At 70.7% G+C, this 26,146-nt stretch carries 25 protein-coding genes; 12 read left to right on the forward strand and 13 right to left on the reverse strand.

Going from position 1 to position 26,146, the window contains the following annotated elements:
- The 5 genes from JAO81_RS26135 to JAO81_RS26155 form a co-directional block, all read right to left on the reverse strand.
- Positions 1–214: SDR family NAD(P)-dependent oxidoreductase (locus JAO81_RS26135; protein ID WP_199550388.1), on the reverse strand; the 214-nt coding region annotated here is incomplete at its 3' end.
- A gap of 43 nt (positions 215–257) precedes the next feature.
- Complete coding sequence (locus JAO81_RS26140) at positions 258–1,037, reverse strand: SURF1 family protein (protein ID WP_199550389.1); 780 nt, start codon at positions 1,035–1,037, stop codon at positions 258–260.
- Between the two features lie 93 nt (positions 1,038–1,130).
- On the reverse strand, positions 1,131–1,364 hold the full coding sequence (locus JAO81_RS26145) for a hypothetical protein (RefSeq protein WP_165336597.1): 234 nt from the start codon (positions 1,362–1,364) through the stop codon (positions 1,131–1,133).
- Between the two features lie 86 nt (positions 1,365–1,450).
- Positions 1,451–2,428, reverse strand: coding sequence for a DEDDh family exonuclease (locus JAO81_RS26150; RefSeq protein ID WP_199550390.1), 978 nt, complete (start codon positions 2,426–2,428; stop codon positions 1,451–1,453).
- Between the two features lie 47 nt (positions 2,429–2,475).
- A complete protein-coding gene (locus JAO81_RS26155) occupies positions 2,476–3,120 on the reverse strand; it encodes a TetR/AcrR family transcriptional regulator (RefSeq protein ID WP_199550391.1) in 645 nt (214 codons plus the stop codon).
- Positions 3,121–3,225: 105 nt separating this feature from the next.
- On the opposite strand from JAO81_RS26155, the gene JAO81_RS26160 reads away from it, so the two are divergent.
- The 5 genes from JAO81_RS26160 to JAO81_RS26180 all read left to right on the forward strand — a co-directional run bounded on the left by JAO81_RS26160 (position 3,226) and on the right by JAO81_RS26180 (position 8,342).
- Positions 3,226–4,053, forward strand: coding sequence for an acetoacetate decarboxylase family protein (locus JAO81_RS26160; protein WP_199550392.1), 828 nt, complete (start codon positions 3,226–3,228; stop codon positions 4,051–4,053).
- Positions 4,053–4,937: an SDR family NAD(P)-dependent oxidoreductase gene (locus tag JAO81_RS26165; RefSeq protein ID WP_199550393.1), complete on the forward strand. Its 885-nt coding sequence runs from the start codon at positions 4,053–4,055 to the stop codon at positions 4,935–4,937. The genes JAO81_RS26160 and JAO81_RS26165 overlap by 1 nt, the downstream gene beginning before the upstream one ends.
- 12 nt (positions 4,938–4,949) lie before the next feature.
- Positions 4,950–6,236 carry an amidohydrolase family protein gene (locus JAO81_RS26170; RefSeq protein ID WP_199550394.1) on the forward strand — a complete coding sequence of 429 codons (1,287 nt, stop codon included), beginning with the start codon at positions 4,950–4,952 and terminating at the stop codon, positions 6,234–6,236.
- Positions 6,233–7,504 carry an amidohydrolase family protein gene (locus tag JAO81_RS26175; RefSeq protein WP_307813716.1) on the forward strand — a complete coding sequence of 424 codons (1,272 nt, stop codon included), beginning with the start codon at positions 6,233–6,235 and terminating at the stop codon, positions 7,502–7,504. The genes JAO81_RS26170 and JAO81_RS26175 overlap by 4 nt, the downstream gene beginning before the upstream one ends.
- Positions 7,505–7,619: 115 nt before the next feature.
- Positions 7,620–8,342 carry a VIT family protein gene (locus JAO81_RS26180; protein WP_199550395.1) on the forward strand — a complete coding sequence of 241 codons (723 nt, stop codon included), beginning with the start codon at positions 7,620–7,622 and terminating at the stop codon, positions 8,340–8,342.
- A gap of 22 nt (positions 8,343–8,364) precedes the next feature.
- Here the strand turns inward: JAO81_RS26180 and JAO81_RS26185 are convergent, their stop codons facing one another.
- Positions 8,365–11,514: an NACHT domain-containing NTPase gene (locus JAO81_RS26185; protein WP_233415930.1), complete on the reverse strand. Its 3,150-nt coding sequence runs from the start codon at positions 11,512–11,514 to the stop codon at positions 8,365–8,367.
- A gap of 146 nt (positions 11,515–11,660) precedes the next feature.
- Between JAO81_RS26185 and JAO81_RS26190 the strand changes: the two genes are divergently transcribed.
- The 3 genes from JAO81_RS26190 to JAO81_RS26200 are packed head-to-tail and all read left to right on the forward strand — an operon-like array spanning position 11,661 to position 14,319.
- Positions 11,661–12,563 carry a sterol desaturase family protein gene (locus tag JAO81_RS26190; RefSeq protein WP_199550397.1) on the forward strand — a complete coding sequence of 301 codons (903 nt, stop codon included), beginning with the start codon at positions 11,661–11,663 and terminating at the stop codon, positions 12,561–12,563.
- Positions 12,560–13,222, forward strand: a complete 663-nt coding sequence (locus JAO81_RS26195; protein WP_199550398.1) for a lysoplasmalogenase — start codon at positions 12,560–12,562, stop codon at positions 13,220–13,222. Before JAO81_RS26190 ends, JAO81_RS26195 begins: the two co-directional genes overlap by 4 nt.
- A gap of 53 nt (positions 13,223–13,275) precedes the next feature.
- Positions 13,276–14,319, forward strand: a complete 1,044-nt coding sequence (locus JAO81_RS26200) for a zinc-dependent alcohol dehydrogenase family protein (RefSeq protein ID WP_199550399.1) — start codon at positions 13,276–13,278, stop codon at positions 14,317–14,319.
- A gap of 15 nt (positions 14,320–14,334) precedes the next feature.
- Here JAO81_RS26200 and JAO81_RS26205 read toward each other — a convergent pair whose 3' ends face one another.
- The 4 genes from JAO81_RS26205 to JAO81_RS26220 form a co-directional block, all read right to left on the reverse strand.
- Positions 14,335–15,393: a CopD family protein gene (locus JAO81_RS26205; RefSeq protein WP_199550400.1), complete on the reverse strand. Its 1,059-nt coding sequence runs from the start codon at positions 15,391–15,393 to the stop codon at positions 14,335–14,337.
- A gap of 108 nt (positions 15,394–15,501) precedes the next feature.
- Positions 15,502–16,752, reverse strand: coding sequence for a cytochrome P450 (locus tag JAO81_RS26210; protein WP_233415931.1), 1,251 nt, complete (start codon positions 16,750–16,752; stop codon positions 15,502–15,504).
- A 132-nt stretch (positions 16,753–16,884) separates the two neighbouring features.
- The gene (locus JAO81_RS26215) at positions 16,885–18,213 is read right to left on the reverse strand and encodes a CoA transferase (RefSeq protein WP_199550402.1); all 1,329 of its coding nucleotides are present in this window, start codon (positions 18,211–18,213) and stop codon (positions 16,885–16,887) included.
- Positions 18,214–18,324: 111 nt separating this feature from the next.
- The gene (locus JAO81_RS26220; RefSeq protein ID WP_199550403.1) at positions 18,325–19,848 is read right to left on the reverse strand and encodes a S8 family serine peptidase; all 1,524 of its coding nucleotides are present in this window, start codon (positions 19,846–19,848) and stop codon (positions 18,325–18,327) included.
- A gap of 349 nt (positions 19,849–20,197) precedes the next feature.
- Between JAO81_RS26220 and JAO81_RS26225 the strand changes: the two genes are divergently transcribed.
- The 3 genes from JAO81_RS26225 to moaA all read left to right on the forward strand — a co-directional run bounded on the left by JAO81_RS26225 (position 20,198) and on the right by moaA (position 23,332).
- A complete protein-coding gene (locus JAO81_RS26225) occupies positions 20,198–20,560 on the forward strand; it encodes a DUF485 domain-containing protein (protein ID WP_307813719.1) in 363 nt (120 codons plus the stop codon).
- Positions 20,557–22,176 (forward strand): cation acetate symporter, encoded by a 1,620-nt coding sequence (locus tag JAO81_RS26230; protein ID WP_199550405.1) that lies wholly within the window; start codon positions 20,557–20,559, stop codon positions 22,174–22,176. Before JAO81_RS26225 ends, JAO81_RS26230 begins: the two co-directional genes overlap by 4 nt.
- Before the next feature lie 163 nt (positions 22,177–22,339).
- Positions 22,340–23,332, forward strand: a complete 993-nt coding sequence (gene moaA / locus JAO81_RS26235) for a GTP 3',8-cyclase MoaA (protein WP_199550406.1) — start codon at positions 22,340–22,342, stop codon at positions 23,330–23,332.
- 63 nt (positions 23,333–23,395) lie between these two features.
- Here the strand turns inward: moaA and JAO81_RS26240 are convergent, their stop codons facing one another.
- Both JAO81_RS26240 and JAO81_RS26245 read right to left on the reverse strand, forming a co-directional pair.
- A complete protein-coding gene (locus JAO81_RS26240; RefSeq protein WP_199550407.1) occupies positions 23,396–23,626 on the reverse strand; it encodes a hypothetical protein in 231 nt (76 codons plus the stop codon).
- 221 nt (positions 23,627–23,847) lie between these two features.
- Positions 23,848–24,231, reverse strand: coding sequence for a DUF3099 domain-containing protein (locus tag JAO81_RS26245; RefSeq protein WP_199550408.1), 384 nt, complete (start codon positions 24,229–24,231; stop codon positions 23,848–23,850).
- A gap of 214 nt (positions 24,232–24,445) precedes the next feature.
- Here JAO81_RS26245 and JAO81_RS26250 point away from each other — a divergent pair, with 214 nt between their 5' ends.
- Entirely contained in the window at positions 24,446–24,724 is a 279-nt protein-coding gene (locus JAO81_RS26250; protein ID WP_199550409.1) for a GlsB/YeaQ/YmgE family stress response membrane protein, read from the forward strand.
- Positions 24,725–24,826: 102 nt separating this feature from the next.
- Here JAO81_RS26250 and tyrS read toward each other — a convergent pair whose 3' ends face one another.
- Complete coding sequence (gene tyrS, locus JAO81_RS26255; protein WP_199550410.1) at positions 24,827–26,095, reverse strand: tyrosine--tRNA ligase; 1,269 nt, start codon at positions 26,093–26,095, stop codon at positions 24,827–24,829.
- Positions 26,096–26,146 lie beyond the last annotated feature (51 nt).

Raw genomic sequence — 26,146 nt, forward strand, 5'->3', positions numbered from 1 at the left:
CCAGCCGCGGCGCGGGGGCGGGATCGGCATTGCCGGCGCCGACACCGACGGCGTTCTCGCCGAGCGCGGCGCCCGCCTCGGCGGCGGCCTTCTCCTCACGCCCGGTGATCACGACCTTCGCACCGTCCGCGACAAGCGCGGCGGCGCTCGCGTATCCGAGGCCGCGGGTGGCTCCGGTGACGACGTACACACGGTCCTTCAGTCCAAGATCCATGGACCCATCCTGCCGCGTACGTTCCGTCAGGGGGAGACGGGGGTCACGCCGGAACCGGTTCGGCCTGCTCCTCGGCGGCCGAGCGCTCGCGCCGTTCGCGTACTTCCCGCCGTACGAGGAAGACCCAGCCGACCGGGACGGCCGCTGTGAACAGCCACCACTGGATGGCGTACGCGAAGTGGTTGCCGATCGAGTCGTGGTCCGGCTCGGGGAGCTGCTCGGGGGAGTCGGTCGCCGGATGGGTCAGTTCGATGTAGCCGCCGAGCACCTTCTTGTTCAGGAGCTGGGCCTGCTGCTCGCTGCTGATCAGCATCACCTGGCGGTCCGGCAGGCCCTTGAGGTCCTTGATGCCGCTCGCGTCCGTGGTCTGCGAGGCCATCAGCCGGCCTGTCACCGTGAGCTCGCCCGACGGCGGCGGCGGGACCTTCGGAAACGCCTTCTGGTCACTTGCCGTCGGGACCCAGCCCCGGTTGACCAGGACGACCTTGCCGTCCTGGAGTACGAACGGGGTCAGGACGTGGAAGCCGACCCGGTCGTCGGAGTTGGTGCGGCGGCGGACGACGACCTCGTGCCCGGTGTCGAAGCGGCCGGTCGCGGTGACCCGGCGCCAGTAGTCGGCGCGCGGCAGGGTCTGGTCCGGCGCGGTGAGCTCTTCGACGGGGACGGGCTTCGCGTCGAGGCTCTTCGCGATCAAGGCGTTCTGTGCCACGCGGGCCTGATGCCGGTGCAGCTGCCAGAAGCCCAACTCGATCATCACGGGGATGAGCACGAGGGCGAGCAGGGTGACGAACACCCACTGCCGGGTCAACAGGAAGCGGTACACGCCGACGACGGTACCCCGGCATATGAAGGCCCCCTGCGGGAGGGGTCCCGTAGGGGGCGCAATCGGTCGGTAAGCGGTCAGGACGCGAGGCGGTCACACCCGGTCGACGATGCCCACCTGCCCCTCCGCGCGCGAACAGTGCGCACCGCAGTACCAGTGCCCCTCGACCTCGACGCCCTGGCCGATGATCCGGCACCGGCAGTGCTCGCAGATGGGCGCCATACGGTGGATGGCGCACGAGAAGCAGTCGAAGACGTGGACCGCGCCCTGGGCGTGGACCTCGAAGCTCATGGAGTAGTCGTTTCCGCAGACCTCACAACGTGCCATGCGCCACAGAGTGGGACGCGCATGCCGCCTCGCCGCCGAGGCATGCGGCGTGCGGGCTGATAATCACCCGGACAGCTGCCCGGGCTTCAAGGGGTCGCCGCCGCGGGCTCCACATCCCGCAGCAGCTGGCCGAACGCCGCCTCGTCCACGATCGGGGTGCCGAAGCTCTTCGCCTTGACGACCTTGGACGTACCGGAATCCGGATCATTCGTGACCAGCAGACTCGTCAGCCGCGACAGGCTGGTCGCCACATGCAGCCCCGCCTCGACCGCCCGGTCCTCGAGCAGCTCGCGCTCGGTCGAGGTGTCGCCCGAGAACGCCACCCGCATCCCCTGCCGCAGCGGCCGTCCCTCCTCGTACCGCCCCGGATTCGGATACGGGCTCGGCGGGAGCTTGCGGGACTGGCGCCAGTTGCCCTGAGGCCGGTACTGATGGCCGATGCCCGACGGGGCCGGCGCGGGCGCCGCGTTCCACTCCGTCAGCGGCCGGCACTCGTGCAGCGGCAGCCGCACCGCGTCCCTTGCCGCGGCCCGCAGGCTCGGCCGGAAGGCCTCGGCGAGCACCCGGGCGTCGTCGAGCGCGTGGTGCGCGCGCTGCTGTACGACACCGAAGTGCGCGGCCAGCGACTCCAGTTTGTGGTTGGGCAGCGGGAGCGCCAGTTCCTTCGACAGGGCGATGGTGCACAGCCGCTGCCGTACGGGAGGAGTGAGCGTGGCCCGCGCGTACTCGCGGGCGATCATCTGCCAGTCGAAGACCGCGTTGTGCGCGACGAGCACCCGGCCCTCGAGCCGCGCCGAGAACTCCTCGGCGATCTCCGGGAAGAGGGGAGCGCCTTCGAGGACATCGCTCGTCAGACCGTGGATCCACACAGGACCGGGGTCACGCTCGGGGTTGACCAGCGTGTACCAGTGGTCCTCGACCTCGCCGCGTGCGTCGAGCCGGTAGACGGCGGCGGAGATGATCCGGTCGTCGCGGGCGAGTCCGGTGGTCTCGACGTCGACGACCGCATACCCCGACGGGTAGGCGGCCGGCCACCGCGTAGCGGGCGGGCGGGCTTCGGGCATGGTTCACGGGGATAAGGGCCGCGGCTGGCACTCCTGTCCGCCGGGGCTCAGCGCGGCGCCGGCCCCAACAAGCCGTCCACCATGGCGCGTACGGAGAGCAGGAAGAGCCGCTCCGGATCCGGCGGCCCGGTAAGGCCTTTGGCGAGCGCGGGATCGTGCTCGGCGGTGGCTTCGTCCCACAGGCCCTCGTCACCGGGGTACTGAACGGGCGCGCGTTCGCGATTGCGTTCCACGAGGACGAAGCCGACCACCTGGAAGAGCAGCGACCGTACGACATCGGCGGCCCGGGTCCCGCGCAGCCCGGCCGCATGGACCTCGTGCACCAGGGCCTGGGTCGCGGGCTGGAACATCCGCTCCGTGAGGCCCCGTTCATGGACCATCGCCACCAGATGCGGATGCCCGCGCAGCTGGGCGCGCAGGGCGCGGGTGACCGAGACGATGCGCGATGCCGGGGTGCGGCCCTGGGCGCGGATCTCGCCGAGGTCGGCGACCGTGCGCTCGACGAGGGCTTCGAGCAGCGATTCGCGGTTGCCGACGTGCCAGTAGATCGAGGTGACCGCCGTACCGAGTTCGGCGGCGAGCCTACGCATGGTCAGGGCGCGCGGACCGTCCTTCTTGACCATCGCCGCGGCGGCGTCGAGGACGGCGTCCCGCGTGAGTGCGCGCTTCGGCGAGCTGGGCTGGCTAGTCATCGGCTCCCCAATTTCCGTTTCCCGCACGGCTCTTTACCCTTCATCGCGGTCGGTGTAACAGTGTTACAGACTCGCTGGAAAACCCCCATCGAAGGGCGGTACGCCATGGCACGAGTACGGTACGGCGCGCGCACGGAGGCCGAGATCCAGGCTTCGCGCGAGAAGAGTTCCAAGCTCCCCGACATCTGGTCGACCGGTGTGGTGGCCGTGTGGGAGAGCGATCCCGACGCGGTGGCCGCGGTCCTTCCGCCGCCGCTCAAGCCCGCGGAGAAGCCCCTGGTGCGGGCGAACATCAGCAAGGTCGACCTGCCCGGCTATCCGCTGGGCGCAGGATCGGTCGCGGTGGCCGCCGAGCACAACGGAGTCGTGGGCTGGTATCCGCTCGTCATGCCGATGACCCATGAGCGGGCGCTGATCGGCGGCCGTGAGGTCTTCGGCGAGCCGAAGAAGCTCGGCGAGGTGACGGTGGACCGCGACGGCCTCGTCGTGAGCGCCAAGCTGGCGCGGCACGGCATCGCGTTCGTGGAGGTGCGGGGCGCGGTCAGCGGTGACCTGCCGATCCCCGAGCCGACGACGAAGACCGACTTCTACTTCAAGTTCCTTCCCGCCGTGGACGGTTCGGGCTTCGACGCCGATCCGGTGCTCGTGCACTGCACCCGTAACGAGAAGGTGCGCAAGCTGGAGCGGATCACCGGGGACGTGGTCCTGCGGGAGTCGATGTTCGATCCGATCGCGGATCTCCCCGTCCGCACGATCGTGGAGATCACCATCGGCGAGAAGACCACCGACCAGAAGGGCAAGGTCGTCGAACGGGTCAGTGCCCAGGCCCTGCTGCCGTACATCCATCAGCGCTATGACGACCCGCAGCAGATCCTCGACGGGCCTCCCGAGGGCAGCGACAAGGCGCCCAAGGCCGGGAAGGTCGACGCCTGATGAAGCTGGAAGCAGGACAGGTCGCCGTCGTCACCGGGGCCGCGAGCGGGATCGGCCTGGCGATGGCGCGGCGCTTCGCGGCCGCCGGGCTCAAGGTGGTCCTCGCGGACGTGGAGGAGGGCGCCCTGGAGAAGGCCGCCGCCTCCTTGCGCGAGGAGGGGGCCGAAGTGCTCGCCCGCGTGGTGGACGTCTCGGAGCGCGATTCCGTGATCGCGCTCGCCGACGCCGCGTACGACACGTTCGGTGCGGTGCATGTGCTCTGCAACAACGCCGGTGTCGGCTCGGGCGCCGAGGGCCGGATGTGGCAGCACGAACCCAACGACTGGAAGTGGGCGTTCTCGGTGAACGTCTGGGGGGTCTTCCACGGCATCCAGGCCTTCGTGCCGCGCATGATCGAGGGCGGTCGGCCGGGCCACGTCGTCAACACCTCGTCCGGTGACGGCGGTATCGCCCCGCTGCCCACGGCCTCGGTGTACGCGGTGACCAAGGCGGCGGTCGTGACGATGACCGAGTCGCTGTACGCGCATCTCAAGGCCGAGGGTGCCCAGGTGGGCGCCTCCGTGCTCTTCCCGGGACCGCACATGCTGCGCACCGGGCTGTGGGAGTCGCACCGCAACCGGCCCGAGCGCTTCGCCAAGGAGCGGCCGCGCAAGACGCCGTACCGCAGCCTCGACCAGTGGGAGTCGGCGATGAAGGAGGCCGGCCAGGAGGTGCAGTTCACGCCGGTCGAGGAGGTCGCCGACTTCGTGGCCGAGTGCATCGAGGCCGGGAGCTTCTGGATGATGCCGGCCAGCGAGCACAGCGACCGGCAGATCAAGGCGCGGTCGCAGTCGATGCTCGACCGTGCGAACCCCGCGTATCTCGAAAGCTTCATCCTGGACTGAGAGGTGCTCGTCATGACCGATGCGCAGGATCCGTATCTGATCATCTCCTCGGACTGCCATGCCGGCCTTCCGACCGAGGAGTACCGGCCGTATCTGGACTCCCGTTTCCACCGGGAGTTCGACGAATTCCTCGCGGGCCGCGACCGGCGCCGCGAGGAGGCGACCCGCCTCGGCATCCGCAACGAGGCCTTCGCCGACAAGTGGTTCAGCGACAACGAGGAGGGTCTGAGGGGCGGTTGGGATGTCGCCCAGCGCCTGAAGGAGCTGGACGGTGACGGGGTGGCCGCCGAGGTGGTCTTCCCGGACGCCGACGCCGTCGACAGCCAGACCGCCGCGCCTTTCGGCGTGGGTCTCGGGCTCTCCGGCGACCAGGACCCCGAGCTGGGGATGGCCGGGGCGCAGGCGCACAACCGGTGGCTCGCCGAGTTCGTGTCGCAGAATCCCGAACGGCACTGCGGCGTCGCGCTGTTGCCCATCACCGCCGAGCCCGACAAGGTCGTCGCCGAGATCCACCGGGCCAAGGAGTCCGGGCTCGGTGCGCTGATGATCCCCTCGATGTGGGTGGACCACCCGCCGTACCACGACGCCCGTTACGAGCCGATCTGGGCGGCGGCGGCCGAAACCGGGATGCCCCTGGTCACGCACTCGGGCGCGGCGCCGCGCCACGAGTACGGCGACCACCTCGGCATCTACGTCAGCGAGGTGACGTGGTGGCCCGCCCGCCCGCTGCACTTCCTGATCTGGTCCGGAGTGTTCGAGCGGCACCCGGGGCTCAAGTTCGGTGTGGCGGAGTCGGGTTGCTGGTGGCTGCCCAACCTCCTGTGGTTCATGGACCGGCTCTACCTCGGCGCGCACGGCGGCAAGAAGCTGTCGCCGTTCTCCGCGCTGAAGCGGCCGCCGAGCGAGTATCTGGACCGCCAGGTGTTCATCTGCGCGACCAACACCAAGCGGCGTGAGCTCGCCCAGCGGTACGAGATCGGTGTGGACAACATCCTGTGGGGCTCCGACTTCCCGCACCCGGAAGGGACCTGGCCCAACACCCGCAACTGGCTCAAGAACACCTTCCACGACATCCCGGTGTCCGAGACCCGGCGGATGCTCGGCCTCGCGGCCGCCGACGTCTTCGGCTTCGACACCGCCAAGCTCGCGCCGATCGCCCGGCGCATCGGCCCCACGCCCGCCGACCTCGGCCAGAGCGAGGACCAGACCGCCGTCGAGGCCTCCTGGGCCCGCTCGCGCGACGTGGGCCGGCACTGGATCACCGGCAACGACTTTCCCGTCCTGGGGGTGAACCCGTGAACCAGAGCCGCGGCGTGCCGAGCGCGCCCACCGACCGCTACACGGTCATCTCCGCCGACTGCCACGCCGGCGCCGATCTCCTGGACTACAAGCCCTACTTGGCGTCCGGGCACCATGAGGCGTTCGACGCCTGGGCGGCGACCTACGTCAATCCGTACGAGGATCTGCTTGCCGACACCGCGGACAAGAACTGGAACTCCGACCGCCGGGTCGCCGAGCTGGAGGAGGACGGGATCGTCGCGGAGGTGGTCTTCCCGAACACCATCCCGCCGTTCTTCCCCTCCGCCGCGCTGATGGCGCCCGCGCCCACACCCGAGGAGTTCGAGCAGCGCTGGGCGGGCCTGCGCGCCCACAACCGCTGGCTCGCGGACTTCTGCGCCGCGGCGCCCGGCCGGCGCGCGGGCGTCTTCCAGATCCTGCTCAACGACGTGGACGAGGCGGTCAAGGAGATCCGCTGGGCCCACGGAGCGGGACTCACCGGCGGGCTTCTCCTGCCCGGCACGCCGCCGGGTTCGGGCCTGCCCGAGCTGTACTCGCAGGTGTACGACCCCATCTGGACCGCCTGCGCCGAGCTGGGCATCCCGGTCAACCACCACGCCGGCTCGGCCTCCCCGCCGCTAGGTGACGAACCCGCGGCGCGCGCGGTGTTCATGGTGGAGACCACCTGGTTCTCGCACCGCGCCCTGTGGCACCTCATCTTCGGGGGAGCCTTCCGGCGCCATCCGGACCTGAAGCTGGTCCTGACGGAACAGGGCTCCGGCTGGATCCCCGGCGTCCTGGACATGCTGGACTACTACCACGCACGCCTGGTCAAGGCCGCCACCAAGGCGGCGGGACCGAAGGCGAACACGGCGGAGTCCAAGTTCGGCCAGGGCCTCGCGGCCTCCATGGGCAAGGGCCCCTCCGAGGTGTGGCGCGAGAACTGCTTCGTCGGCGCGAGCTTCATGCGCCCGCACGAGGTACCGCTGCGCGACCGGATCGGCCTCGACAAGATCATGTGGGGCAGCGACTACCCGCATGACGAAGGCACGTATCCGTATACGAGGGAGGGCCTGCGGATCGCCTACGCCGGCCTCGATCCCGCGGAGGTCGCCGCGATGTGCGGCGGCAACGCGGCCCGTGTCTACGGCTTCGACCTCGACCTCCTCGACCCGATCGCGGCGAAGGTCGGGCCGACGGTCGAGGAGATCGCCGAGCCCCTGAAGGAACCGCCGGCGGACGCGACTTCGCCGGTGTTCGCCCCGGGGGGCAAGGTCCGCGTGTGGTGACCGGGTCGTGCCGCCACGGGAGACGAACAGGAGCTCCTGGAACCCCGGGACGCTGAACTCCCCACGTGAGGTGGCGTGCGGGATCGGTCATGTCGGGATATGAGACCCTCCCGGCATGACCGTTCCCGACGCGCCCGAAGTGCCCCACGAGCCGCATGACCAGGGCATGTCCACCCGTCTGAACTGGCTGCGCGCCGCGGTGCTCGGCGCCAACGACGGCATCGTCTCCACCGCCGGACTCGTCGTCGGCGTCGCGGGCGCCACCTCCGACCGCTCGACGCTGCTCACCGCCGGCCTCGCGGGACTGCTCGCGGGCTCCATGTCCATGGCGGCCGGCGAGTACGTCTCCGTATCGACGCAGCGTGCCTCGGAGAAGGCGGCGCTCGCGATGGAGAAACGCGAACTGCGCGAACAGCCGGCAGCCGAACTCGACGAGCTGACGCAGCTGTTGGAGGACCGCGGGCTCAGCGCCGCTGTGGCGCGCGAGGCGGCGGAGCAGCTCACGGAGAAGGATGCGCTGCGGGCGCATGCCCGCGTGGAGCTGGGCATCGATCCCGACGAGCTCATGAACCCGTGGCATGCGGCGTGGGCCTCGTTTCTCGCCTTCACGGTCGGCGCGCTGCTGCCCCTGCTCGCGATCGTGCTGCCGCCCGAGTCCGTACGGCTGTACGTGACGGTCGGCGCCGTGCTCGCGGCGCTCTGGCTCACGGGGTGGGGGAGCGCGCGGCTGGGGGCGGCGCCCACGAGGCCCGCTGTGGTGCGGAATCTGGTGGGGGGTGCGCTGGCCATGGCGGTGACGTACGGGGCGGGGTCGTTGCTCGGGGCGGTGGGGGTGTGAGGCGGTGTGAGGCGGTGACCGGTCAGACGAGGTAGGCGTGCATCGTCCTGCTCCGTACCAGCCGGTCCTCGGGGATCTCCTGGTTGCCGCGCACGGGGGTGTTGTCCTCGACGGTGATCTTGAGCTGATCGAGATCGGCCAGGGGCGAGAGATCGAGCGGATCGCCGTCGAAGGCCGCGCAGCCGGCGAACCGCAGGCGCCGCAACTGCGGCAGGCCCCGCAGGGGTTCGAGTCCGCCTCTGATCTCGCAGCGGATGAGCCACAGGTCGGTCAGGTTCTGGTGGCGTACGACGTGGACGGTGTTGACGAGGGAGTCCAGGATCTGCAGCGTCTGCAAGTCGGGCGGGGCAAATCCGGAGGTGAACTCGGTGACCTGGCCGCTTCCGGCCAGCGACAGCCAGGTGAGCCGGGGCCAGCGGTCCAGACCGCGCAGGCCGATGTGGGGCGAGTTCGCGAACAGCCCGAGGGCGGTGAGCTGTTCGCCGGCCCTCAGGTCGCCCACTTGGCGAAGAGGTACGGGGTAGTCGAGGCCGAGCCGGGTCAGGTCGCGCATTTCGCTCAACGGATCCAAGGAGAGGGTGCTCGGCACCTCTGCGAGGTGCAGGTTGAGCAGCGCGCTGCCTGCCAGTGCGGACAGGTCGTGGACGGCGGAGCACTGATTGAGGCTCAGGCGGCGCAGCTGCGGCAGATCTCGTAGGAGGCCCAGATCGGACAGCGTGCTGTTCCTGTAGACCGTGAGCGATTCCAGCCGGTCCAGGTGCGCCAGCTGCGGCGGCAGACCTTGGTCGCCGTCCAGCGCCACCTGCCGCAGGTGCCGCAGCTGGGTCAGGGCGCTGTGCTGGGCGGGGGTGGTGACGTACAGGTAGCCATCGCTCGACGACATCCGGCTGAGGACGACGTCCACGTAGTCCTGGGTGTCGAAATGGCTCCAGCCCATTCCGATCTCCTGCTGTACGGCAAACCTGGTGTCGTCCTTGAACCGTTCGACCACGCTCAGCGCGGCGTCTCCGCCCACCCGTCTCGCCGTGTGCACGACAGCCGCCGCACTCTCCTCGTCCAGCTCCGGCGACGGCCCCGGCAACAGCTCCACCACCAGCTCGCGCGCCTTGTCGGCGAGCTGTCTGGCCTCCTCGACAGACCGCGGCGGCAACAGCTCCTCCGTCCGGTCCTCCACCTCCGCCCGCACCGCCGGATCCAGCTCCGGCGCATGCTCGAGGGACGCGGCCGCGAGCAGCACCAGCCGATGGCGGTGCCGCTTCACCTGCGAGGCGCGCTTCAGCAACCCCCGCAACAGGCGTGCCCGCTCCTCCACACGGGCGTGCCCGACCGCCATCCGTACGACGTCATCCCAGGTGTCGTCATGCGCATTGCGCACCAGCGCCCCGAAGTCCCGCGCTTCCACGGCCGCTTTCGCGCCCAGGTAGTCCTGGAACGTGCGATGCACGAACGCCACGCTGCCCGGCACCGGCTCCCGCAGCAGCCCGCTGCGGATCAGCAGATGCGCGCACACCCGGCGGGCATCCCCCTGCGCCCGCACCTGCGGCATGGCCTCCAGCCAGCCGTCGATCATCTCGACGACCTCCGAACGGGGCGCCTCCTGCTGCCCGTTGCGGATCATCCAGTACGCCAGGCGCTGCAGCAGCACCGTCTGCTCCTCGCGGTTGAGGAGCACACCCTCGACCGAGCTGATCTCCCGCTCGGCGTCCCGGCGGACGAGCAGCATCTCCAGGGCGGCGTCGTACAACTCCTTGCGCGCCCGCGGAAGTTGCATCCGCCGGTCCCGGTTCAGGGCGCAGAGCAGGGCGCACATCAGCGGATTGGTGGCCATCCGTCCGAGGTCCCGGCGCATGGTCAGGGCGGTGATCAGGCCGCTCTCGTACGTGTCCAGCTGCTCACGGTCGGCCGGGCAGGCCTCGCGGGCCGAGGTGTGCCAGTGCGCCACGAAGGAGCGCATGTCGTCGCGCTCCATCGGCAGCAGTTCATGCGGGGTGAAGTCGAGGTCCGCCAGCCAGCCCTCGGGGATCGCGGAGGGCCGGGCCGTCACCACGTAGCGGGCCAGCGGGAACGCCGCGACCAGGGAGCGCAGCCACTGCTCGGTGTGCTTGCGCAGCCGCAGCGGCACCTCGTCGACCCCGTCCACGAGCACCAACGCCCGCCCACTGGTGAGCAGTTCGGCCACCCAGCCGGCCGGAGCCGACCCGTGCAGCGGAACACCCGCCGCCTTCAGGAACTCCTCCGGCATCGGCAGCGTCCCGGACGCCGTGAACGACCGCAGCCGCAGCACGAACGGCACGCACCGGTTCCAGTCGGCGAGTTCGGGGGCGAAGGTGCGCCGCGCCGCGTTGAGCGCGAGCCACTGGACCAGCGTGGACTTGCCCGAACCCGCAGGCCCGCGCAGCAGGATGCGGCCGCTCGCCGCGAGGGCCTGCTCGGTGCGGATCTTCGACGCGGTGGCGCGCGGTGCGCCCAGACCCTCCTGCAGCGCGATCGAGGGGTCCTCACTGCTCACCGAGAGCGATATGTACGCGGTGTCCAGCGGCCACTGCTGACGTTCCGGGCCGCCCAGCGTCAGCCCGAACAGCTCCAGCCTGCCGTGCGTCTCGGCCACGAAGTCCGCGTACCGCTGCTCGAACGCGAGCGCCACGGCCTCGGGGCGCGGGCCCCGTAACTCCTCGACCAGATCCTTGGTCCGGCCGAGCTGCCGGGTCTGCTCCACCGCCGCCCGCGCGGCGAACGAGGGGTCCGCGCTGAGCTGCTCCACGGCGTGCACGCAGCACACGCGGAGCAGCTCCTCGAAGAGTGCCCGGGCCGGGTCGCTCAACGAGGCGTCCACGCGGGGCAGTTCGGCGCGCAGCAGCTCGGGGTCGAGGCGGGCGGCGAACACCCGGTCGAGGTCGACCGGCCCCGCGGCCGTGAAGGTGTCGCGTACGGCGTCGACGGCGGCCAGCCGTTCGTGCGCGGGCAGTGCGGGGTGAGCGGCGGAGAGGCGTCCGGCCAGGACGGTGGTGAGCCGCGCGGTGTCCGCGGTGCCGGGCCGCTGCCCGGGGAGCGGGCGCCGGCGCACCGGGGCGTCGGCGAGGCCTGCGCCCGGGGGCCGGCTGAGCAGCGACTTGGCAACGGCCGACACGACGGTTCCGGCCAGTCTGGCGAGAGCGACTTCCAGTCCCTGCAAGGGTGTTCCTCCCGCCGCGCACGAGGGTGGACCCCGCATCGTATGCGCGTTGGCGGACACCGCCAAGAATGCGGCCCCTACCCCCGGTAATACTTGTCGGTAACTACCTCTAGCCCAGCCCCGACCAGCGCCCTTACGGTGCACTCATGCCGAACCTGCCCGATGTCGTGCTGTGGTCCATACCTGCCTTCGTGCTGCTCACGATCGTCGAGATCGTCAGCACCCGGCTGCATCCTGACGAGGACGCCGCCGGCTACGAGACCAAGGACGCCGCCACCAGCATCACCATGGGCCTCGGCAGCCTGGGCTTCGACTTCCTCTGGAAGATCCCGGTCGTCGCGATCTACACCGCGGTGTACGAGCTCACGCCCGCCCGCGTGCCCGTGCTGTGGTGGACGGTCCCGCTGATGCTGCTCGCGCAGGACTTCTTCTACTACTGGTCCCACCGCGGCCACCACGTCATCCGCATCCTGTGGGCCTGCCACGTGGTCCACCACTCCAGCCGCAAGTTCAACCTCTCCACGGCGCTGCGCCAGCCCTGGACCTCCGTCACGTCCTGGCCGTTCTATCTGCCGCTGATCGCCTGCGGCGTGCACCCGGCCGCGCTCGCCTTCTGCTCCTCGGCGAACCTCGTCTACCAGTTCTGGATCCACACCGAGCGCATCGACCGGATGCCGCGATGGTACGAGTTCGTCTTCAACACCCCGTCCCACCACCGCGTCCACCACGCCTCCCAAGGGGGCTATCTGGACCGGAACTTCGGCGGGATCCTGATCGTCTGGGACCGGATGTTCGGCTCGTTCGTGCCCGAGACCGAGCGCTGCGTCTTCGGCCTGACCAAGAACATCGAGACGTACAACCCGCTGAAGGTCGCCACCCATGAGTACGTGTCCATCGCCAAGGACCTGAAGGCGGCGCGGAGCTGGCGCGAGCGGGGCGGCCGGCTGTTCCGCGGGCCCGGCTGGTCCCCGGAGGCCGACGGCAGGTCCGCCGCTGCCGAGCCCGCGGAGCCCGTCGCCACCGAGCCCGCCGCGGAGCGTGTGGCGTGAGGCGGTTCTTCCTGGGGGCCTTCGCCGCCGCCGTGGCCGGGGACCTCGTGTCCCTGCTCGTCGGCTGGGACCTCGGGCACACGCTCTGCAAGCCTCTGCTGCTGCCCCTGCTCGCCGCCTATGCGGTGGTGCGCGGGGCTCCGAGGCTCCTGATCGCCGCCCTGTTCTCCGGCTGGTGCGGCGATGTGCTCCTGATGTTCGACGCCGACGCGGCCTTCCTCGCGGGTATGGGCGGATTCGCCGTCGGGCACGTCTGCTATCTCGTGCTCTTCGCCCGGTACGGAACGCCCCGCGCCCGGACCGGCCCGCTCACGGGGGCGTACGGTCTCGTCCTCGTCCTGACCCTCGCGCTGATGTGGGGCGATCTCCCCGGTGACCTGCGGGTGCCCGTCGCCGCGTACAGCCTGCTGCTCACCGCGATGGCGCTCCGGGCGGCGCGGCTCGGTCCCGTCGCCGGAATCGGCGGCGCCCTGTTCCTGCTCTCGGACACCCTCATCGCCACCGGGCTGGCCGACTGGCCGCAGCTGCCGCGCCCCGACTTCTGGATCATGCTCACCTACGCGGCGGCCCAGGCGCTCCTCGTCAGGGGCGTGCTGACCGGCCTCGACGCGCAGAAGGCCCAGGCCGCGGCGTACCGTGAGAGCCGCGCCACCGTCTGAATCCGCTGGACGGGCGCGCCCGCACCACCCCGTAGAGCCGAAGGAACACCGTCATGCGCGCCACCACCATCCATGCCCCGTACGACATGCGCGTGGAGGAGGTGCCGGACCCGGAGATCCAGCAGCCCACCGATGCCGTGCTCCGTGTGCTGCGGGCCTGTATCTGCGGCAGCGACCTGTGGGCGTACCGCGGTGAGGCCGCGCGGCAGAAGGGGCAGCGGATCGGGCACGAGTTCCTCGGCATCATCGAGGAGACCGGCTCCGACGTGCGCGGCTTCCGGGCGGGCGACCTCGTCGTGGCGCCGTTCATGTGGTCCGACGGCGTCTGCGACTACTGCGCCGAAGGGCTCACCACGTCCTGCGAGCACGGCGGCTTCTGGGGTGCGGTCGGGCACGACGGCGGCCAGGGCGAGGCCGTGCGGGTGCCGCACGCCGACGGCACGCTGGTGAAGCTGCCCGCCGGGGCAGCCTCCGACGACCACCTCCTGACCGCGCTGCTCACACTCTCGGACGTCATGGGCACAGGGCACCACGCGGTGCTCGGTGCCGGCGTACGCGAGGGCTCCACCGTCGCCGTCGTCGGTGACGGCGCCGTCGGTCTGTGCGCGGTGCTCGCCGCCAAGCGGCTGGGCGCCGAGCGGATCATCGCGCTCGGGCGCCACCAGGTCCGTACCGACATCGCCCTGCGGTTCGGCGCCACCGACGTGGTCGCCGAGCGCGGCGACGAGGCCGTCGAGGCGGTACGCGCGCTCACCAAGGGCCAGGGTGCGCACTGCGTCGTGGAGGCGGTCGGCACCGAGCAGTCGATGAGCACGGCCGTGAACATCACCCGCGACGGCGGCGCGATCGGCTTCGTCGGCGTCCCGCACGGCAGCGGCACCGGACTCGACCTCGGCGTCATGTTCGACCGCAACATCGCTCTGCGCGGCGGTGTCGCGCCCGTGCGCACCTACATCCCGGAGCTGCTCCCGGACGTCCTCGACGGCACGATCGACCCCTCCCCGGTCTTCGACCTCACGGTCGGCCTGGAGGAAGTGCCGGACGGCTACAAGGCGATGGACGCGCGCACGGCGCTCAAGGTGATGGTCAAGCCGTAAGCCGGGGACGGACTGTCAGCCCCACAAGGGCCTGTCCCACCAGATGGGTGCCGGCACCGCGGTCAGGAGCGCCGAGGTGGCGACCACCAGGCCGAGGGCCACCACCTCGGCGCGGGCCGGCACCATCGCGGACCACGGGTCACCGCCGCGCTTCAGGCGGGCCCTGGCAAGCACCGCGAGCACCGCGATCACGACGACGAGCAGCAGCTTGGCGAAGAGCACCCGCCCGTACGCGGTGGTGAACACCGAGTCGAGCGGCAGCTTGCGCAATGTCGAGCAGATCCCCGAGGCGGTGATCGCGGCGAACAGCACCGCCGCGACCCGCGCGTAGAGCCCGAGCAGCGCGGCCGCCGGCCGTGGCCAGGGCCGCCAGAGCCGCATCGTGCGCAGCACCCACAGCAGGCCGCCGGCCCAGAGCGTGGCCGAGGTGAGGTGGACGAAGGTCAGCGCGCTGCCGACCAGTGGGTCCTCCTCGGGGCCGATGGACGGGTGGGCGCGCAGGGCCTCCGCCGCGGCCACCACCGCGAGCGGCAGGACCGCGCTGCCCGGGCGGCGGGACTGGGCGCAGAACCCGGCCGCGATGAACGCGTTGACCTCCAGGAGCGCGAGCCGTCCGTCCGTCGTCTGCCACAGCCGGCCGGGCCGCAGCTCCGCCAGGGTGTCGGGCGGGATGTTGCCGTTGGCCACGATCAGGGCGAGCCCCACCGCGGCCAGTGCGCCGAGGAAGGCCGCGGTTCCCGACCAGTTCGCGGGGCGCGGCTCGGGCGCGTCCTGCACCCTGCGGGTCAGCCACCCGTCCGCCGCGTGTCCGGCGAGCACGCACAGGGCGCCGAACATGACCGTACGCAGGAGGGTGACCAGATCGATCCCGGGCGCCGCCGCCTCACCCGACTCGTGCAGGGCGAGGTCGGGGCCGAGCAGCGGCACCAGGGCGGCGAGCAGGACGAGCACCACAACGGCCCCGCCGCGCCGCAGCGCGGATCTTCGCTCGGCGGCCGACGGGGCGTCAGGTCCCACGCTGCCGTCGGCGTCTTCGCCCACGGTGGCCGCAACGGAGGGGCGGGATACGGTCATTGATCGATTTTGACGGAAACAGTCTGATTATTGCAACGGTTCACCGCTGAACTGGTGGTCGTCACCGTTATCCGTTATCCGTCGGACACTCACGCCGCGCAGCACGCGTCAGCCGCCCAGCACCACCGGCAACGCCTCCAGGTCGTTCTGCGTCAGCACCGGCGCATTGCGCAGCTCCTCGGAGGGCACCGCGAGCCGCAGACCGGGAAAGCGGGCGAACAGCGCGGGCAGCGCGATCGCCGCCTCCAGGCGCGAGAGCGCCGCACCCGGGCAGATGTGCGGACCGTGCCCGAAGGCGATGTGGCGCCCGGCGTCCGCCCGGGTGATGTCGAAGGAATCGGCGTCCTGACCGTGGAAGTCCGTGTCGCGGCCGATGGCCCGGTACGACATCACGACGCCCTCGCCCTTCCCGATCACGAACCCGTCCTCCCCTAAATTCTCCGCGACCACGATGTCCTCGGTCGCGAACCGCATGAGCAGATGGGGCACCGGTGGATCCCAGCGCAGCGCCTCCTCGATCACCGCCTCCCAGGCGACGCTGCCGTCGAGCACCATGGCCAGCTGATCGGGGTGGGTGAGCAGGCCGCGTACGGCGCTGAGGATGAGCGCGATCGTGGTCTCGTGCCCGGCCGCGATCATCGACTGGAGATTGCCGGCCACCTCCTCCTGGCTCATCGGCGCACCGCCCTCGTCCGCCAGGATCAGCGCGCTGGTGAGGTCGTCGCCGGGCGCGGCCTTCTTCTCGCGGACCATGCCGAGGAAGATCCCGTAGATCTCCGCCATCACCGCGAGCCGCTCGTCCTGCGGGGTGAGCGTGGAGAAAAAGGCCTTCCAGAGCTCCATCTGCCGCGGTATCCCGGACTCCGCCACCCCCATCAGGGAGCAGACCACGGCCATCGGCAGCGGTCCGGCGAACGCGGGCTTGAGGTCCACGGCCGCACCCGGCGCCTCCTTCGCCTGTGCGGCCAGCTCGTCGAGCAGCTGCGCGGTGTACCGCTCGACCACCGGCCGCAGCTCCTCGACCCGCCGGGCCGTCAGCGCCTGCGCGATCTTCGTCCGCAGCCGCCGGTGCTCGGCACCGTCCGTGGTGAACATCGACGGCGGTACGTCGACCATGCCGATCAGCGGCCAGGCGTGCGTGACCTCGCCGGAGGCGAACAGCCCCCACCGGTTGATGTCCTTGACCAGCCGGGAGTCCGTGAGCAGCCGCCGCGCCACGGGCTGCGAGGTGACCGTCCAGGCGGGCACACCGAGCAGATCGATCCGGACGATGGGCCCGGCCGCACGCAGCCGGGCGGTCTCGCCGTCGAGATCCTGGACCAGCGGGTCGATGGCGAGCGCGGGCGGGGACGGATTCAAGGTGACCTCCACGAGCGTGCGGCGGGATGCAGGACACCGGTGATGGTGTCGGTCAACTCCCGTACGGGGGAAGGGGCTTCACCCGCTCATACGGGAGACGAGGCTTCACCCGCTCATCCGGGAGACGAGGCTTCACCCGCCCCATCGCGCCGGATCGGCGCCCCAGCGCCCCGGCCCCGCCGGCCAGTCGGCAGGGCCGCCCGCGAACGTCACCGGCGACTTGGCGTACCGCAGCCGGCCCAGCGGACCGTCCGTCCCGGCCAGATGGCGCTCGCTCTCGTACGTCCCCTCGGGGGCCGCAACCGACGGCAGTCCGCACAGCCAGTGCGCCGTCTGCGCGAGCGCGCACTCCATGTGCCAGGTGCCGCCCGCCGTCCGACGCTCCGTCAGCGCCCGCAGCACGCCCGCCGCGAGCAGATACCCGGTGCCGTGGTCGAGCGCCTGCGCCGGCAGCACGCCCGGCCGCTCGTCCGTGCCCTCGACGGCCGCGATCCCGGTGGCCACCTGCACCAGCGAGTCGAATCCGCGCCGGCCGGCCCACGGCCCGTAACCGCCCCACGCCGAAAGCCGCGCCACGACCAGACCGGGCCGGCGCTCGGCCAGCGCGGCGGGGGAGAGGCCGAAGCGGTCGAGCGATCCGGGGCGGTATCCGGTGACCACCACATCGGCCTCGGCGAGCAGCTCCTCGAAGGTACGACGGTCCGCGGCCCGGTCCAGGGCGAGCAGCGCGGACCGCTTGCCGAAGCCGGTGTCCGCGTGCTGATCGGGCAGTTCGGGCCGCTCAGGGGTATCGATCCGCAGCACGTCCGCGCCGAGCAGCGCCAGCGTGCGGGTGGCGACGGGGCCTGCGAGGACCCGGCTGAGGTCCAGGACCCGGGGCCGGGCGCCCCGTTCGCGTACGGCCGGCGCATCGGCGATCCGCGCCAGGCTCAGGAGCGGCCGGCGCGCCACTTCCGCCCCCTGCTCATGGGCCGCCCACTCCTTAGGCGAGCGCAGCGCCACCGCGAGCCCGCCCGCCGCGTACACCGTGTCCTCGACGTCCACGGCCGTGCGCCCCGCGATCTCGGCTGCCAAGCGGTCCGCGTCCGTGCCGAGCGCGGACAGCAACGCCGCGCGGTGCCACGGGTAGTTGGCGTGCGTGCGCACCCAGCCGTCGGCCGTGCGCCACATCCGCGACAGCGGCGCGAAGTTCTCCGGCGCCCGCCCGTCGACCCGCAGATGGCGCTCGCTGACGAACGCCGTGGCGACGGCCCCGTCGTCGACCGTCACCGCCCCCGGCGTACGGCCGTCGCCCGCGAACTCCGCGGCGGCCAAGGCGCACACCGCGACACAGGTGCGCGCGGCGGTCAGCACGGGAAGCCGCGCGGGCAGCACGTCACCGGCGCGGCGGTGGGCGATCCACGACAGCAGGTCGGGGTCGCCGCCCAGGGCTTGCCAGACAGGAACGACAGGATCCGACATGGTCAAACCGGGCCTCCATCAAGAGCAAAGCCCCCGAAGCGGGGGCCTGGGCGAACGGCACTGCGGGCCGCCCCGACGGGGCGGCCCGCAGCACACAGCATTACGTGCGGATCACTTCACGGCGTCCAGCGCGTCCACGATCCCGGTTCCGTAGAAGCCGTTCGAGCGCTTGCCGCCCTCGCACACCGCGTCCACGACGCCGTCACCGTCCGGGTCGTACGGCTCGGCGGGGCAGCCCGGGTTGTCGGCCTGCGCCTTGAGCATCGCCTGCAGCGCCGACGGACCCGCCCACGGGTACTTGCTCTTCAGGAGCGCCGCGACGCCCGACGCCATCGGCGAGGCCATGGACGTGCCCTGCTTGAAGCCCCAGCCGCCGCCCGGCAGCGTCGAGAGGATCCGGCCGTTCTTCGACGGGGTGTCCGCCGGGACCCGGCTGTCGCCGCCCGGTGCCGCCACGTCGACGACGCCGTTGCCGTACGTCGAGTAGAAGGACTTGGCGGCCTTCGGACCCGTGGCCGACACGGTCACGACCCCCGGCAGCTGGGTCGGGATGTCGAAGCACTCGTGCGGGTCGATGGTGCGCTCGACCGGGGTCGAGTCGTCGGGGCTCGAGTCGTCCACGATCGCGTCGGCGTCGAGGTCGTGGTTGGAGTTGCCCGCGGCCGCCACGTTCAGGGTGCCCTTGCCCTTGGCGTACAGCTGGGCCCGGTTGACCGCGTCGACGATGGCCCGCTGGTCCGGGTCGTTCAGGCAGTTGTACAGCCACGGGTCCACGTAGTAGCTGTTGTTGGTGATCTCGATGCCCTTGTCCGCGGCGAACACGAAGGCACAGACCACGCTCTCCGGGAAGAAGAGCTGGGTGTCCGGCTCGGACACCTTGATCGCCGCGACCTTCACACCGGGTGCCACACCGGCGACACCGACACCGTTGCGCGCCGAGGCGATCTCACCCGCCACATGCGTGCCGTGGTCGTGCGACGGCTGGTAGGGACGCCAGGCTCCGGCCGTCGTGTCGGGCTTGCCGCCCACACAGTTCGCGGACTGCCCGGCCGAGAAGTTGGGCGCGAGGTCCGGGTGGGTGTCGTCCACACCCGTGTCGATGACGCCGACGGTCACCTTCGCGCTGCCCGGGTTGATCTTCGCGGCCTTGTCCGCGCCGATCGCCCGCAGACCCCACTGATCCGCCTCGAGCGGCTCCTGCTCCGGGCCCGCGGCCTCGGCGAGCTCCGCCGCCTCGGCGGCCGAGAGCCGGTCGGTGCCGCCTTCCTGCGTGATACCGGCCGGCGCGAGCGGCGCGGTACGGGTGGCGCCCGCGCTCTGCACGCCGCGCACCTTGCGTATCTGCTCGCCGAACGAGGGATTCGTCGAGTGGACGACGATCACGCCGATCTTCCGGTACGTGATGACTATGTCGCCGCCGGCCTTGGCTATCGCCTTCTCCACGGCGGAGATCGTGCGGTGGTCCGTCCGCGTGTTCACCACATACGGCAGTTTCGGACCGGTCTGCGTCGAAGCGGCCGGTGCGTCGGCCGGGGTCACGGCCTGGGCGGCCGGCGCGACGCCGAGCGTGGCCAGGGCGAGGACCAGGCCCAGCGGCGCGGCCAGGCGACGCCGTCTGGAACGCAGATGAGACATGGGGTCTCCACTTCATCCGTTGTGAGGGAACGCTGTTGCGCTGCACGCGCGGCACCCGAACCGGTGGTGAGGTCCGGGCAGTTGACGCATACAACGAACGCGAAGCTAGCGCCCCAGCTCAGGCCGCAGCAATGGGGTGGCGGAACCGGGCGAAAAAGTTTCCGACAGAACGGGTGGGGCGTTGAACCACATCGCGCGCGTCGCCGTGCGGTTGGCAGGGGGAGAAGCCAGCATCAGCCCCCTGCCGGATCACATACCGGAGGACCGAGTCGCCCTGCGGATCCTGTGGTCCCCGTAACTGCGAGGTCGTATGTCCCCAACCACCGCATCCGTCGCGCAAGGAGTCCCCGTGGCCACCGACGCACCACCGCCGCCGAAGGGCGGTACAGATCCCGTGACGCCGTCGACCGAGGCGTACCGCGAAGTCCAGGAAAGCGCGGAGTTCGGTGAACTGCGCCGTGCGCACCGCTCCTTCGCCTTCCCGCTCACGATCGCGTTCATCACCTGGTACCTGCTGTACGTGCTGCTCTCGAACTACGCGGGCGGCTTCATGGGCACCAAGCTCTTCGGCAACATCAACGTCGCATTCGTCTTCGGTATCGCCCAGTTCGTCACCACGTTCCTCATCGCCTGGTGGTACTCGAAGCACGCCGCCGCGCAGCTCGACCCCAAGGCCGAGGCGATCAAGTCCCGTCTGGAGGGCGGCGCATGAGCCCCATGATCACGCTCGCGGCCAATGAGGCGAGCGAGCACCGGCCGCTGATCATCTCGCTGTTCGCGGTCTTCGTCGTCGCCACCCTCTTCATCACGATCTGGGCGGGCCGGCAGACCAAGGACGCGGCCGACTTCTACGCGGGCGGGCGCTCGTTCAGCGCGTTCCAGAACGGACTCGCGGTCTCCGGCGACTACATGTCGGCCGCGTCGTTCCTCGGCATCGCGGGCGCCATCGCGCTGTTCGGCTACGACGGCTTCCTCTACTCGATCGGCTTCCTCGTCGCCTGGCTGGTGGCGCTGCTCCTCGTCGCCGAGCCGCTGCGCAACTCCGGCCGCTACACGATGGGCGACGTCCTCGCGTACCGCATGCGGCAGCGTCCGGTGCGTACGGCCGCGGGCACCTCGACCATCGTCGTGTCGATCTTCTATCTGCTCGCGCAGATGGCGGGCGCCGGTGTGCTCGTCTCGCTGCTCCTCGGCATCACCACCGACACCGGCAAGATCGCCATCGTCGCCCTCGTCGGCGTCCTGATGATCGTGTACGTGTCCATCGGCGGCATGAAGGGCACCACCTGGGTGCAGATGGTCAAGGCCGTGCTCCTCATCGGCGGCACGCTCCTGATCACCTTCCTGGTGCTGCTCAAGTTCAACTTCAACATCTCCGAGCTGCTCGGCCAGGCCGCCGAGAAGAGCGGCAAGGGCGCGGCGTTCCTGGAACCGGGGCTGCAGTACGGCGCGACCGCCACCTCGAAGCTGGACTTCATCTCGCTCGGTATCGCCCTGGTGCTCGGTACCGCGGGCCTGCCGCACATCCTGATCCGCTTCTACACGGTGCCCAACGCCAAGGCCGCCCGTAAGTCCGTGAACTGGGCGATCGGCATCATCGGCGGCTTCTACCTGATGACCATCGCGCTCGGCTTCGGCGCGGCGGCCCTGATCTCGCAGGACGAGATCATCGCGTCCAACCCGTCAGGCAACACGGCGGCCCCGCTGCTCGCCCTGCATATCGGCGGTGTCGATTCGGCCTGGGGCGCGATCCTGCTCGCGGTGATCTCCGCGGTCGCCTTCGCCACCATCCTGGCCGTGGTCGCGGGCCTGACCCTGGCGTCCTCGTCGTCGTTCGCGCATGACATCTACGCGAACGTCATCCGCAGGGGCAAGGCCACGGAGAAGGAGGAGATGCGCGCCGCGCGCCTGGCCACCATCGGCATCGGCGCGGTGTCCATCCTGCTCGGCGCCATGGCCCGCGACCTCAACGTCGCCGGCCTGGTGGCCCTCGCCTTCGCGGTCGCGGCCTCGGCGAACCTGCCGACGATCCTCTACAGCCTGTTCTGGAAGCGCTTCACCACCCAGGGCGCGCTGTGGTCGATCTACGGCGGTCTGATCGTCGCCGTCGGTCTGGTGCTCTTCTCGCCCGTGGTCTCCGGCGACCCGAAGGCGATGTTCCCGGGCGTCGACTTCGCCTGGTTCCCGCTGAAGAACCCGGGCCTGATCTCCATCCCGTTCGGCTTCCTGATGGGCTGGCTCGGCACGGTCCTGTCCAAGGAGCAGCCGGACACCGGCAAGTACGCGGAGCTCGAGGTGCGCTCGCTCACCGGTACCGGTGCGCACTGACCGCAGCCACGGATATCCGCCCAGCTCACGGGCGCGTCGTAGAGACCTACGACGCGGCCCTGGTGGTCGCTGTGGGATCAACACCCTGATGGCTGTCACCCCCCTCGCGTAGGCTCGTAGGAGTAAGTACGGATCAACTGCGTAGCCAAGGGAGGGGCCCCACGTGCTCATCGACACGTTCGGCCGCGTGGCCACCGATCTGCGGGTCTCACTGACCGACCGGTGCAATCTGCGGTGCACGTACTGCATGCCCGAAGAGGGCCTGCAGTGGCTGGCCAAGCCCGATCTGCTCACCGACGACGAGATCGTCCGGCTGATCCGCATCGCCGTCACCGAGCTCGGCATCGAAGAGGTCCGCTTCACCGGCGGCGAGCCGCTGCTCCGCCCCGGGATCGTCGGCATCGTGGAGCGCGTCGCGGCCCTGGAGCCGCGCCCCAAGATGTCCCTGACCACCAACGGCATCGGACTCAAGCGAACCGCCACGGCCCTGAAGGCCGCCGGCCTCGACCGGGTGAACGTCTCGCTCGACACCCTGCGCCCCGACGTCTTCAAGACCCTCACCCGCCGAGACCGCCACCAGGGCGTCCTCGACGGCATGGCCGCGGCCCGCGAGGCCGGTCTGACCCCGGTCAAGGTCAATGCGGTCCTGATGCCCGGGCTCAATGACGACGAGGCGCCCGACCTGCTCGCGTGGGCGATCGAGAACGACTATGAGCTGCGGTTCATCGAGCAGATGCCCCTCGACGCCCAGCACGGCTGGAAGCGCGACGGCATGATCACCGCCGGTGACATCCTGCAGTCGCTGCGTACCCGCTTCACCCTCACCGAGGAGGGCCAGGAGGAGCGCGGCTCCGCCCCGGCCGAGCGCTGGATCGTGGACGGCAGCCACCACACGGTCGGCGTGATCGCCTCGGTGACCCGCCCGTTCTGCCGCGCCTGCGACCGTACGCGCCTGACGGCCGACGGCCAGGTCCGCACGTGCCTGTTCGCCACCGAGGAGACCGATCTGCGGGCGGCCCTGCGCGCCGAGGACTCCTCGGACGACGAGGTGGCCCGCCTGTGGAAGCTGGCGATGTGGGGCAAGAAGGCCGGCTCCGGCCTCGACGACCCCACCTTCCTGCAGCCCGCCCGCCCCATGTCGGCGATCGGCGGCTGAGCTCCTTCACTCATACGCGGAGGGCGGTCCCGAACGCGGGGGCCGCCCTCCGCGTATGTCCGCCTACTGCTGCGCGGACTCCCAGTCGGCGAGCCGCACGACATCCTTCAGGAACCCTCGTACACCCAGGAATTGGGACAGCTGCTCACGGTGCTCGTCGCACGCGAGCCAGGTCTTGCGCCGGTCCGGGGTGTGCAGCTTCGGGTTGTTCCAGGCGAGCACCCACTGGGCGTCGGCGCGGCAGCCCTTGGCCGAGCACTGCGGGGTGTCGATGGAGGGTTCGGGGAAGATCACACCTCAACCCTAACCGGGCCGCGACCGGCCTCGAAAACGCTCCGAAAACGCTCCGGAAAAGGCGACGCCGAGCAGCCACGGGGGGAGCTGCCCGGCGTCGGTCCGTCGCTCCGACGGGGGATGCGGAGCGCGTACGAAGTATGTCACGGGGGACCCCGTGCGGTGCACCGGAACTACATGATTGATCTGAGCTTTTCTTGAGCTTTGCAGACCGGTGCAGGTCAGCTCCGCCCGCCCGTCCCGTCCCCGGCCTCGTGCGCCGCGGATTCCGGGACGGATTCCGCCGGACCCGGCGCTCCGGGCGGCGGCAGCATCGGGCGTACGGGGGTCTGTACGTAGGCCGAGGGCAGTGAAGGGGCGTTCTCCCGCCCGGCGTTGGCAATCACGACCGCGATGTAAGGGAGCAGAACACCGGCGGCGAGCGCGACGATCGCCACATGCCGCTCCACATTCCACAGCACGGCCGCGAGAATCACCGACAGTGTGCGGATCGACATCGAGATGATGTAGCGGCGCTGCCTGCCGCGCACGTCGTCCGCGAGAGACTGCCGCGCCCCGGTGATCCGGAAGACCTCGGCTCCGCCCCCTGTGTGCTGCTTCCGCATCGCGTTCCACCACCCGCTCGAGCTGCCGGACTCTCCCCGGACCGGACACGCCTCCACGTTACGCCGGGCCTGCGCCGCATTCGAGACCGGGTCGGCCCCTGCCTGGGCGTATGTGCTGCGCCGTACCACGTATGGGTGTGCCCGACATGCGCCGTATGGAGGAGGGGCGGAGACTGGCGGTACTGCTCACCCGTGCGCATATGAGGAGGCCGTCATGGGCTGGTTGTGGGCGATCATTGTGGGTTTGGTGCTGGGCCTGCTCGCGAAGGCGATCCTTCCGGGCAAGCAGCACATGCCGCTGTGGATGACGACCATTCTGGGCATCATCGGTGGTGTCGCCGGCAACTCGCTCGCCGCCGGCTTCGGCATCGACGAGACCCGGGGCATCGACTGGGGCCGTCATGCGCTGCAGATCGCGGCCGCGGTCGTCCTCGTCTTCCTGGGCGACATGATCTACAAGGCGGTCAAGGGCGGCAGCAAACAGGTCACCTGACGCAGGCAGATACGAAGGGGGGGCGGTCCGCCCCGGACCGGCCCCCCTTCGTCGTACGCGCCGTCAGCCGGCCGTATGTGCCGTCAGCCGGCCGTATGTGTGTCAGCCCGCGACCAGCTCGACCGCCGCCAGGTTCTTCTTGCCGCGCCGCAGCACCAGCCAGCGGCCGTGCAGCAGCTGGTCCCGGTCGGCCACCGCGTCCTCGGCGGCGACCTTGACGTTGTTCACGTACGCGCCGCCCTCCTTCACGGTGCGGCGCGCGGCCGACTTGGAGGCGACCAGGCCGACCTCGGCGAACAGGTCGGTGACCAGGCCGAGCTCGGTGACCTGGGCGTGCGGCAGCTCGGACAGGGCGGCGGCCAGCGTCGCCTCGTCGAGATCGCCGAGCTCGCCCTGGCCGAACAGCGCCTTGGAGGCGTCGATGACCGCGGCGCACTGGTCGGCGCCGTGCACCAGCGTCGTGAGCTCCTCGGCGAGCGCGCGCTGCGCGGCGCGGGCCTGCGGACGCTCCTCGGTCAGCTTCTCCAGCTCCTCGATCTCCTCGCGGGACTTGAAGCTGAAGATGCGCAGGAACTTGGAGACGTCGCGGTCGTCCGCGTTCAGCCAGAACTGGTAGAAGGCGTACGGCGTGGTGCGCTCGGCGTCCAGCCATACGGTGCCGGACTCCGTCTTGCCGAACTTGGTGCCGTCGGCCTTGGTGATCAGCGGCGTGGCCAGGGCGTGCACCGCAGCGTCGGGCTCGACCCGGTGGATCAGATCGGTGCCCGAGGTGAGGTTGCCCCACTGGTCGCTGCCGCCGGTCTGCAGGGTGCAGCCATGGCGCCGGTACAGCTCCAGGAAGTCCATGCCCTGCAGGATCTGGTAGCTGAACTCCGTGTAGCTGATGCCCGCGTCGGAGTTGAGCCGCCGCGAGACGGCCTCCTTCGCGATCATCTTGTTGACGCGGAAGTACCTGCCGATGTCGCGCAGGAACTCGATCGCGGACATGCCCTGCGTCCAGTCCAGGTTGTTCACCATGGTGGCCGCGTACGGTCCCTCGAAGTCGAGGAAGCGCTCGATCTGGCCACGCAGGCGGCCCACCCACTCGGCGACGGCCGCCGGGTCGGTCAGAGTGGGGTCGGGCGGCGGCGTGGGGGGGCGGGTCCGACGGGGGGGGGCGCCGCCGCGGCCGAGCGGACGGTTGCCCGCGAGCTGGATCCGGCGCATGGTCAGGATCTGGACCAGGTTGCCGAGGTGCAGGCTGGGCGCGGTCGGGTCGAAGCCGCAATAGAACGTGACGGGGCCGTCCGCAAAAGCCTTGCGCAGGGCTTCTTCGTCGGTGGAGAGCGCGATCAGGCCGCGCCACTTCAGCTCGTCGACGATGTCCGTCACGATCGTGGGTCTCCTCGGGAGTGGTCGAAGCGCCCGCGGTCAGCCGCGGGC

This window comes from Streptomyces sp. N35, from assembly GCF_016464295.1.
In the GTDB taxonomy this organism is placed as follows: Bacteria; Actinomycetota; Actinomycetes; order Streptomycetales; family Streptomycetaceae; genus Streptomyces.

Excerpts from the sequence above, each read along its gene's own strand:
- JAO81_RS26150 (WP_199550390.1), bottom strand. The coding sequence starts at position 2,428 with ATGCCCGAAGCCCGCCCGCCCGCTACGCGGTGGCCGGCCGCCTACCCG.
- JAO81_RS26200 (WP_199550399.1), top strand. The coding sequence starts at position 13,276 with ATGCGCGCCACCACCATCCATGCCCCGTACGACATGCGCGTGGAGGAG.
- JAO81_RS26160 (WP_199550392.1), top strand. The coding sequence starts at position 3,226 with ATGGCACGAGTACGGTACGGCGCGCGCACGGAGGCCGAGATCCAGGCT.
- JAO81_RS26155 (WP_199550391.1), bottom strand. The coding sequence starts at position 3,120 with ATGACTAGCCAGCCCAGCTCGCCGAAGCGCGCACTCACGCGGGACGCC.
- JAO81_RS26170 (WP_199550394.1), top strand. The coding sequence starts at position 4,950 with ATGACCGATGCGCAGGATCCGTATCTGATCATCTCCTCGGACTGCCAT.
- JAO81_RS26165 (WP_199550393.1), top strand. The coding sequence starts at position 4,053 with ATGAAGCTGGAAGCAGGACAGGTCGCCGTCGTCACCGGGGCCGCGAGC.
- JAO81_RS26145 (WP_165336597.1), bottom strand. The coding sequence starts at position 1,364 with ATGGCACGTTGTGAGGTCTGCGGAAACGACTACTCCATGAGCTTCGAG.
- JAO81_RS26245 (WP_199550408.1), bottom strand. The coding sequence starts at position 24,231 with ATGCGGAAGCAGCACACAGGGGGCGGAGCCGAGGTCTTCCGGATCACC.
- JAO81_RS26230 (WP_199550405.1), top strand. The coding sequence starts at position 20,557 with ATGAGCCCCATGATCACGCTCGCGGCCAATGAGGCGAGCGAGCACCGG.
- JAO81_RS26190 (WP_199550397.1), top strand. The coding sequence starts at position 11,661 with ATGCCGAACCTGCCCGATGTCGTGCTGTGGTCCATACCTGCCTTCGTG.
- JAO81_RS26205 (WP_199550400.1), bottom strand. The coding sequence starts at position 15,393 with ATGACCGTATCCCGCCCCTCCGTTGCGGCCACCGTGGGCGAAGACGCC.
- JAO81_RS26250 (WP_199550409.1), top strand. The coding sequence starts at position 24,446 with ATGGGCTGGTTGTGGGCGATCATTGTGGGTTTGGTGCTGGGCCTGCTC.
- JAO81_RS26180 (WP_199550395.1), top strand. The coding sequence starts at position 7,620 with ATGACCGTTCCCGACGCGCCCGAAGTGCCCCACGAGCCGCATGACCAG.
- JAO81_RS26215 (WP_199550402.1), bottom strand. The coding sequence starts at position 18,213 with ATGTCGGATCCTGTCGTTCCTGTCTGGCAAGCCCTGGGCGGCGACCCC.
- JAO81_RS26220 (WP_199550403.1), bottom strand. The coding sequence starts at position 19,848 with ATGTCTCATCTGCGTTCCAGACGGCGTCGCCTGGCCGCGCCGCTGGGC.